Here is an 8,397-nt window from a genome sequence, read left to right on the forward strand (position 1 = left end):
CCACGCACTCGACAGCCATCACACTGGCGTATAGACCGGCTGCATGAGCACGTTCCGCCATTTCGAGGACTTCGAGCCGGGGCAGGTCATCCCGCTCGGCAGCAAGCTCGTCGACCGCGACGAAGTGATCGCGTTCGCGACAGAATTCGACCCGCAGCCCTTCCACCTCGACGAGGAAGCAGGCAAGGCCTCCGTGCTGGGCGGTCTCGCGGCCTCCGGCTGGCATACAAGCTCGATGCTGATGCGGCTGATGTGCGACGGCCTGCTGCTCGCCTCAAGTTGCAACGGGTCGCCCGGCATCGACGAAGTGCGCTGGATGCGCCCCGTGTTTCCTGGCGACACACTGAACGCAACGGCCGAGGTGCTCGCGACGCGCGCCCTGCGCTCGCGCCCCGGTCTCGGCGTCGTCACCCTGCGCATGACCCTCGTCAATCAGCACGGTGTCCCGGTCATGACGCTCGAGAACAGCATCCTCTTCGGTCGCAGGGAGAACGCTGCATGATCTGGTTTGAGGATCTCGAGATCGGCGCCAGGCGCGAACTCGGCAGTTTCACCTTCACCGCCGAGGACATCATCCGCTTCGCGACAGCCTTCGATCCCCAGCGGTTTCATCTGTCCGAGGAAGGCGCGGCCGAGACCCATTTCGGACGGCTGTGCGCGTCGGGATGGCACACCGCCGCCATCTGGATGAAACTGATGGTCGCGAGTTTCGCCCGCGAGGTCGCCGAGACCGGCGATCACCTGCGCGTCGGTCCCTCCCCCGGCTTCACCGACATGAAGTGGCTCAAGCCCGTCTTTGCCGGCGACACGATCACCTATTCCTCGACGATCATCGAGACCAAGCCGCTGAAGACACGCCCCGCCTGGGGCATTGCCGTGCATCGCAACGAGGGCGTCAACCAGGACGGCGAGACGGCATTCTCCTTCATCGGCAAGGTTCTGGTCGCGCGCCGGCCCAAGAGCGATGACGCCGCGCCGCCCCCGGACGCCACCAGCGTCTGAGACACCGGAAGGGCCAGCCAGCGGGCACGACCGCGGCCGAGACCGGGCAAGACCGGTCGCCACGGCGCCAGCCGGCGTTTCATCGTTAACACCTTGTTCACTCTTAACTCTTTTTTAACAGGTGCCGGTCGATACAGAATACATCTGATGGTTGCAGGACTTTGCCTGCCCCTGTGCCGACAGTTCGGTGCCATGCGGGCGACGACGTCAGGCATCCATCCTCGAGGGCGGAGGACGTCGCGGTGTCGGTGCTATCTCTTCTCAAGACGGCTTCAAGCCTCGCAGGGCTTTCCTCCCGCGTCTCCCAGGAGCGGAACGCCCGCCTTTTCAATGCTTTCGCGAGCCAGACCGACGCAACACTGAAAAACCTCGCCAGTGGCGGCATCTCCTTGAGCGAGGACACGGTCAAGGAGATCAAGGACACCGTCGAGATCAGCCAGCAGCTGCAGCGCGCGGTCGACCAGATGAAGGACGCTGCACGCTCGAACAAGGCCGCCGAGATCAAGCAGAAGATCGAGGAGCTGAAGCAGCGCCTGCAATTCGCAACGCCGAAGCAGGCCAAGGCGATGCTTCGCGAACTCAAGGCTCTGGCCCAGGACTTCAAGGGCGCGGCCGCGCAGCTGGGCTCAGATGCAGCCGGGTTGTCATCGGGCGCCTCGGGTACCGGTGTCCGCGATGCGCAAGGCACGGCCGCCTCCGAAGAGGCACAAGGTGCCATGGCAGCTGGCGTGGCAAGCAATGAGGCGAACGCCGGCGCGGATACGCAAGCCCCCACGTCCGTACCGGGCACAGCCACAGCCGCAACCGAGGCAAAGCCATCCGGCAAGCCCGGGGAAGAGAGTGACACAAACTCGGCGAGCAAGACCGACAATGAGCCGAGCCAGGAAGAGCTGAAGTCCGCCCTGCAGGCCTATATCGGCGCGCAGCAGTCGGAAGAGGAGGCGGCGAACCGCTCCCGAGCCGTGGGGATGAAAAAAGAGCGCGAAGATCTGAAGAAGCTCGGTGAGGAATTGAAGCAGCTGGCGAAGAAGATCGAGGAACTTGCCCGCCGCGACCAGACGGACGAGACGGAAAGCCGAGCCGACAAGCGCGCAATCGATGAGGCCGTGAGCGAGGGCAAGCAAGCCCTCAACAGCCCGGGGCTAGCCCAGTCGCTCAACCGGGCGCTTTCCGATGGGTCGGTGAGCGCCACCACGGCTCAGGCCTCGGGAGAGGCCGGCATCGCCCCCGCGCAGGCAAGCCTTGCCTATTCCGCCGGCCTCCCCCCTGCCGGACTGAGCGTCCCGTCCCTGACGTCCCCCCAGACGCTGATCCTTTAGAGCGCCCTTGCGAAGACGACTTCGTCGCGGATCGGGATACCGTATTCTCCGAGAAGCGGAATCTCCGGCTTGAGCTTGCGTTCCTCGTCGATCGCGCCAGGCACGATCTTCTCCAGCCGGAACCCGCGCCTCTGATAGAAGCGAAAGGCATCGAGGTTGTCGTTCGACGTGCGAACCAGCAGCCGGCGAATGCCCGTCTCGATGGCCGCGCCGACCACCGCATTGAGCAGAAGCGTTCCAACACCGCTCCATCGGCTGAGAGAATCCAGCGTCAGGATCTCCCACTCACGATCTCGCTGGATCAGGGTGACAAGACCGAGAATGACGGCTTCCTCGTCCTCGGCGATGAAACCGGGCAGGAGCGACCCGTCGATCATCTCCCCTTCGATGAGGATATGCGGGCTCGTCCACCGGCGCGTCAGCAACTCGACGACGGCGTCATGATCGGCATCCTGCTTCTCGCGAATGTTCACGGCCATGGCCAGCTCCCCTTGTCCGCGCGGTCGTCCTGCCGCGCCTTGATCGATTATGGCTCCGGTCCCGGCGGGGGACCAATGAGAAATTCCCGCTGGAAAGTCCGCTCAGCGCCGCAGCAGGCGCTCTGCCAGACTCGTGCGAACCTGCCAGCGCGACCTCTCCAGTTCGGGATCGAGATGCTCCTCGACCGGCAGGCCAAGGCAAAGATAGGCAACGAGCCGCCACCCCTCGGGCACATCGAGCGCGGTGCTCACCCGGTCCGGCTCGAGGATCGAAACCCAGCCAACCCCGACACCGCGCGCCCGCGCCGACAGCCACAATGTGTTGACCGCGCAAACGCAGGAATAGGCCAGCATCTCCGGCATGGTACGCCGCCCCAGACCGTGCCCCTGGCCGGTCTCCTCGTCACAGAACACGGCGAGTTGCACGGGAGCCGCATCCAGACCCTCGAGCTTCAGCCGGGCGTAGTCCGCCCCCTTGTCGGAAGCGTAGCTTTCAAGCGCGTCGCGATTGGCCCTCAGGAAGCTTTCGCGCACCAGCCGGCGGCGGCCCGCCTCCTCCACAAGCACAAAGCGCCAGGGTTGGCTGTTGCCGACCGACGGAGCCATGTGGGCTTCGGCAAGGATGTCCTCGACAAGTGCCGGCCGGAGCGGATCTCGGCGGAAGCGCCGCACGTCGCGCCGCCAGGCGAGCAGGTCGTGAAAGCCTGCCAGAAACGTCTCGTCGAAGGGGGACGCCCCGTGCGTCGGTCCGGGTCGCGCGTCCGATGCGCGCTGCGGGGCGTCCTCCTGCGTCAATGTCCCGCGAACTCCACGAGCGTGCGGACGGGAACGCCAAGCGCCTCGACCTTCGCACGACCGCCGAGGTCCGGCAGATCGATGATGAAGCAGGCGGCGAGGACCTCGGCTCCCATCTGCTGGAGAAGCCGGGTGGCGGCCTCGGCCGTCCCGCCGGTCGCGATCAGGTCATCGACAAGGATCACCTTGTCGCCCGGCAGGATCGCATCCTTGTGCATCTCCATCTCGTCGAGCCCGTATTCCAGCGAATAGGCAATACGGACCGTCTCGTGCGGCAGCTTGCCCTTCTTGCGGATCGGCACGAAACCAGCGGAAATCTGATGCGCAACCGCGCCGCCGAGAATGAAGCCACGGGCCTCGATACCGGCGACCTTGTCGACCTTCGATCCGGCCCAGGGTTGCACCAGCGCGTCGACGGCACGGCGAAACGCCCGCGCATCGCCAAGCAGCGTGGTGATGTCACGGAAAAGAATACCGGGCTTGGGATAGTCCGGAATGGTGCGGATCGCGGCCAGCAGTTCAGCCGATACGCTGTCGTTCGTCATGTTCAGTCCCGTGTTCGGCGTGCCGAGCGTCAAGCATCATCGGCACCTGTCGTTCATGTTCAAGCCTGCGATTTTTCGGGAGGCTCGCCCGCTATCAACTCAACCCTTTGACGCCAGCACTCGACCGGCGACGGCATCGAGCTTGGACAGCAGGGCCGGATCGCGCATTTCGGGCGCGGTCATCAGCGCATATTCAAGCGCCGTGTCGGAGCCGATCGGGCACGCCTCATGCTGGCGCGGCAGGTCTTTCGCCAGCCGTCCGACCAGCCGACGGGCGTTGTCGGCGTTCTCATGCAACACGCGCACGATGGCCTGGATATCGACCGCCCCGTGGTCGGGATGCCAGCTGTCGTAGTCGGTCACCATGGCGACGGTCGCGTAGCAGATCTCTGCCTCGCGGGCGAGCTTCGCCTCGGGCATGTTGGTCATGCCGATCACGTCGCAGCCCCACTCCCGGTACAGCCTGCTTTCTGCGAGCGAGGAAAACTGCGGCCCCTCCATGGCAAGATAGGTTCCACCGCGGTGGAAGGTCAGCGCTTCCGCGCCAGCGGCCGCTGCAATGTGATCGACGAGCAGCGGAGACACGGGATCAGCCATCGAGACATGGGCCACGCAGCCCTTGCCGAAGAAGCTTTTCGGCCGGGCAAAGGTCCTGTCGATAAACTGGTCGACAAGAACGAAGTGTCCCGGCGCATAGGCCTCGCGCAACGACCCGCATGCGGAAACGGATACAAGCGAGGTAACGCCGCAGCGCTTCATCACGTCGATGTTCGCCCGGTAGTTGATGTCGGAGGGCGCGAGCCGGTGGCCGCGTCCGTGACGCGGCAGGAACACGACCTTCATGCCGTCGACGCGGCCAATGCGCACGGCATCCGAGGGCTCCCCCCACGGGCTTTCCACCGCCACCCATTCGGCGTCCTGAAGATCGGGAAGGTCGTAGAGGCCCGATCCGCCGATCACGCCCAGCACCGCATCGCTCATTCGCTCAAGCTCCCTGTCGAGGTCTTCCGTTTCTCTTGCCACATTCGTCCGCCCGCGCCAATCAGAAGGCCACGGCAACGAAAAGGGCCGCCGCATCGGATGCGGCGGCCCTGATTTTCGAACTCCTGGCAAAGCGCCGTCGGATCAGTGCTCGACGTCGCGCCAGATCGCCTTCTTGGTGAAGTAGAGGAGCGATGCGAAGACGATCAGGAAGATCATCACGCGGAAGCCCATCTCCTTGCGCGCCTCGAGCTTCGGCTCGGCCATCCACATCATGAAGGCCGCGACGTCGCGCGAATACTGGTCGACCGTCATCGGCGTGCCGTCGGTGTACTCGACCTGCTCGTCGGACAGCGGCGGAGCCATGCCGATCGGACCGCCCGTCAGATGGGTTTCGCCCTTGCACGCCTCAAAGGTGATCGAGCCACCAAGGAACTTCGTGTTGTAGTTGCCCATGAAGTCCTCGCCGAAACAGGCGGGAGCTTCCTCGTAGCCGGTCAGCAGGCCGTAGATGTAGTCCGGCCCCTGCTCCTGATACTGGGTGAAGGCGTCGAAGATGAAGAGCGGGAAGCCGCTGTGCCCGGCGCGGGCCTTGGCCAGCGTCGAGAAGTCAGGCGGATAGGCGCCGCCATTGGACGCGCGCGCAGCCTGCTCGTTGGGGAACGGCGACGGCCAGTGATCGGACAGGACCGCCGGCCCTTCGATCGGCTCGCCGGTGTCGTCGACGCCCTTGGGGACGGTGTATTCGGCCGCGATCACCTTGGCCTGATCATCGGTGTAGCCGAGGCCACCATCCTGAGACAGGTTGCGGAAGGCCAGGAACTTCGCCGCGTGACAGGACGAACAGACTTCCTTGAAGACCTTGAATCCGCGCTGAAGCTGAGCTTCGTCATAGGACCCGAACGGGCCGGCGAACGACCACTGCTGGCGCTCGATGTGCGGCGCCTGTCCGGCGGCGAAGGCCGGGGTGGCAAGCGCAACGCCCGCCACCACCAGAACTGCGCCACGCACGGATGCGATCATAGTTTTCATGAGTGAGAACTCCCAATCCCGTCCGTGGTTCACTTGGTCTCAGGCGCCGCGACAGCACCAGCCGGCTTGCCGCTTCCCGATCCCAGCACCGACTCCGAGATGGAGTTCGGCAGCGGCTTCGGCTTCTCGATGAAGCCAAGCAGCGGCAGGATGATCAGGAAGTGCGCGAAGTAGTAGGCCGTGCAGATGCGCGCCGCGATCACGTAGCCACCCTCGGGAGGCATGGCGCCGAGGTAGCCGAGCGCCACGGCCACAATCGCAAACACCCAGAAGAACTGCTTGAACAGCGGCCGGTAGGTGCCCGAACGGACCTTCGAGGTGTCGAGCCACGGCAGGACGAACAGGACCGCGATGGCGCCGAACATCAGGATGACGCCGCCGAGCTTGTCCGGAACGGCGCGCAGGATCGCGTAGAACGGCAGGAAGTACCATTCCGGAACGATGTGCGCCGGCGTGACCAGCGGGTTCGCCTCGATGTAGTTGTCAGCATGCCCCATGTAGTTCGGCACGTAGAACACGAAGTAGGCGAACAGGATCATGAAGACCACGATCGCGAACAGATCCTTCATCGTGTAATACGGATGGAAGGGCAGCGTGTCCTGCTTCGACTTCGGATTGATGCCGGTCGGGTTGTTGTTGCCGGTGGTGTGGAACGCCCACACGTGCAGCAGAACGACGCCGAAGATCATGAACGGCAGCAGATAGTGAAGCGAGAAGAAGCGGTTGAGCGTCGGGTTGCCGACGGAGAAGCCGCCCCACAGCCAGTTCACGATCGGCTCGCCGACAAGCGGGATCGCCGAGAACAGATTGGTGATCACGGTGGCGCCCCAGAAGGACATCTGGCCCCAGGGCAGCACGTATCCCATGAAGGCGGTGGCCATCATCAGCAGGAAGATCACGACACCAAGGATCCAGGAAATCTCGCGCGGGGCCTTGTAGGAGCCGTAGTACATGCCGCGGAAGATGTGGATGTAGACCGCGATGAAGAACATCGACGCGCCGTTGGCGTGCAGGTAGCGCAGCAGCCAGCCGTAATTCACGTCGCGCATGATGTGCTCGACGGAGGCAAAGGCGATTTCGGTGTTCGGCGCGTAGTGCATCACCAGCACGATGCCGGTGATGATCTGTGCCACCAGCATGATCGCCAGAATACCGCCGAAGGTCCACCAGTAGTTGAGGTTCTTCGGGGTCGGAAAATCGACGAAGGACCCGCGCACGAGCGAGATCACCGGCAGACGGCTCTCGACCCACTTCGCCGCAGCGCTCTGCGGCACGTAATTGGAATGTCCAGCCATGGCTGTCTCCTCTGGATTGCCGCTTATCAACCGACCCGAACGACGCTGTCCGAGACGAACTCGTACGGCGGGATCAGGAGATTCTGCGGCGCGGGGCCCTTGCGGATCCGGCCGGCGGTGTCGTAGTGCGAGCCATGGCACGGGCAGAACCAGCCACCGAAGTCACCCGATTCTCCGAGCGGAATGCAGCCAAGGTGGGTGCAGACGCCGACCATGAGGAGCAGGGCTTCCTTGTCCTTCATGCCGCGGTTGGCGTCGGTCGCCTGGGCGTCGGCGGGAAGGTTCAGGTTGCGCGCCAGCGGATCGGGCAGGTTGTCGACCGGCACTGCGTTGGCCTCGGTGACTTCCTTGGGCGTGCGATTGCGGATGAACAGCGGCTTGCCGCGCCACATCACCTTGATCGACTGGCCTTCCTCGATCGGCGAGATGTCGACCTCGATCGAGGCCAGCGCCAGCGCCGAGGCGTCAGGGTTCATCTGATTAATGAAGGGCCAAGCAAGCGCCCCCGCGCCAACCGCGCCCATCGCACCGGTCGCGATATAGAGGAAATCGCGGCGAGTGGGTTCGACCGTATCCTGCTGTGCCAAGGTCGCGTCCTCTTTTAACCTGTGGCCCGACGACAGCATGCGCCGGTCGCCTCCCACCCCGGTAGCGGGGCAAGGGGGCGGACGACGCGCGTCCTTTCGGGCGGCAAGTGCGGCTTTCCGCACCTTTCCAAGCGGTGGGTTTTTGGCACCCTTGCCAGCACTTGTCCAGATACTCCGTCATGGCAATGACGCTTTGTCGCGGTTTTTTCGCCGCATCGGCAGCTTCACGACACGTCGCGCCGACTATCGATGAAGCCGCCGGACTGGCGTTGCCACAGTTGGGCGTAGAGCCCGCCGCGCGCCAGAAGCTCCTCGTGGGTGCCATCCTCGACGATCCGCCCCTGGTCCATGACGATCAGACG

The 8,397-nt window shown here is 64.3% G+C and carries 10 protein-coding genes; 3 read left to right on the forward strand and 7 right to left on the reverse strand.

Annotated features, from left to right (window positions below):
* Positions 1-43 precede the first annotated feature (43 nt).
* From ACN0WF_RS02520 to ACN0WF_RS02530, 3 genes are all read left to right on the forward strand, one after another.
* Entirely contained in the window at positions 44-502 is a 459-nt protein-coding gene (locus ACN0WF_RS02520) for a MaoC family dehydratase (RefSeq protein WP_417771187.1), read from the forward strand.
* On the forward strand, positions 499-1,002 hold the full coding sequence (locus ACN0WF_RS02525; protein WP_417771188.1) for a MaoC family dehydratase: 504 nt from the start codon (positions 499-501) through the stop codon (positions 1,000-1,002). Before ACN0WF_RS02520 ends, ACN0WF_RS02525 begins: the two co-directional genes overlap by 4 nt.
* Before the next feature lie 242 nt (positions 1,003-1,244).
* A complete protein-coding gene (locus ACN0WF_RS02530; RefSeq protein WP_417771189.1) occupies positions 1,245-2,321 on the forward strand; it encodes a hypothetical protein in 1,077 nt (358 codons plus the stop codon).
* Here the strand turns inward: ACN0WF_RS02530 and ACN0WF_RS02535 are convergent.
* The 7 genes from ACN0WF_RS02535 to petA form a co-directional block, all read right to left on the reverse strand.
* Complete coding sequence (locus ACN0WF_RS02535) at positions 2,318-2,800, reverse strand: GNAT family N-acetyltransferase (RefSeq protein ID WP_417771190.1); 483 nt, start codon at positions 2,798-2,800, stop codon at positions 2,318-2,320. The two genes, ACN0WF_RS02530 and ACN0WF_RS02535, sit on opposite strands and share 4 nt — an antisense overlap.
* Before the next feature lie 102 nt (positions 2,801-2,902).
* A complete protein-coding gene (gene bluB, locus ACN0WF_RS02540; RefSeq protein ID WP_417771191.1) occupies positions 2,903-3,595 on the reverse strand; it encodes a 5,6-dimethylbenzimidazole synthase in 693 nt (230 codons plus the stop codon).
* Positions 3,592-4,140, reverse strand: coding sequence for an adenine phosphoribosyltransferase (locus ACN0WF_RS02545; protein WP_417771192.1), 549 nt, complete (start codon positions 4,138-4,140; stop codon positions 3,592-3,594). Before ACN0WF_RS02545 ends, bluB begins: the two co-directional genes overlap by 4 nt.
* Before the next feature lie 99 nt (positions 4,141-4,239).
* Entirely contained in the window at positions 4,240-5,121 is an 882-nt protein-coding gene (locus tag ACN0WF_RS02550) for an S-methyl-5'-thioadenosine phosphorylase (RefSeq protein ID WP_417771193.1), read from the reverse strand.
* A 144-nt stretch (positions 5,122-5,265) separates the two neighbouring features.
* The gene (locus tag ACN0WF_RS02555; protein WP_417771194.1) at positions 5,266-6,153 is read right to left on the reverse strand and encodes a cytochrome c1; all 888 of its coding nucleotides are present in this window, start codon (positions 6,151-6,153) and stop codon (positions 5,266-5,268) included.
* A 29-nt stretch (positions 6,154-6,182) separates the two neighbouring features.
* Positions 6,183-7,448 (reverse strand): cytochrome b, encoded by a 1,266-nt coding sequence (locus tag ACN0WF_RS02560; protein WP_417771195.1) that lies wholly within the window; start codon positions 7,446-7,448, stop codon positions 6,183-6,185.
* A 26-nt stretch (positions 7,449-7,474) separates the two neighbouring features.
* Complete coding sequence (gene petA / locus ACN0WF_RS02565; protein WP_417771196.1) at positions 7,475-8,074, reverse strand: ubiquinol-cytochrome c reductase iron-sulfur subunit; 600 nt, start codon at positions 8,072-8,074, stop codon at positions 7,475-7,477.
* Positions 8,075-8,397 lie beyond the last annotated feature (323 nt).

It is taken from the genome of Stappia sp. (genome assembly GCF_048268045.1).
Lineage (GTDB): Bacteria > Pseudomonadota > Alphaproteobacteria > Rhizobiales > Stappiaceae > Stappia.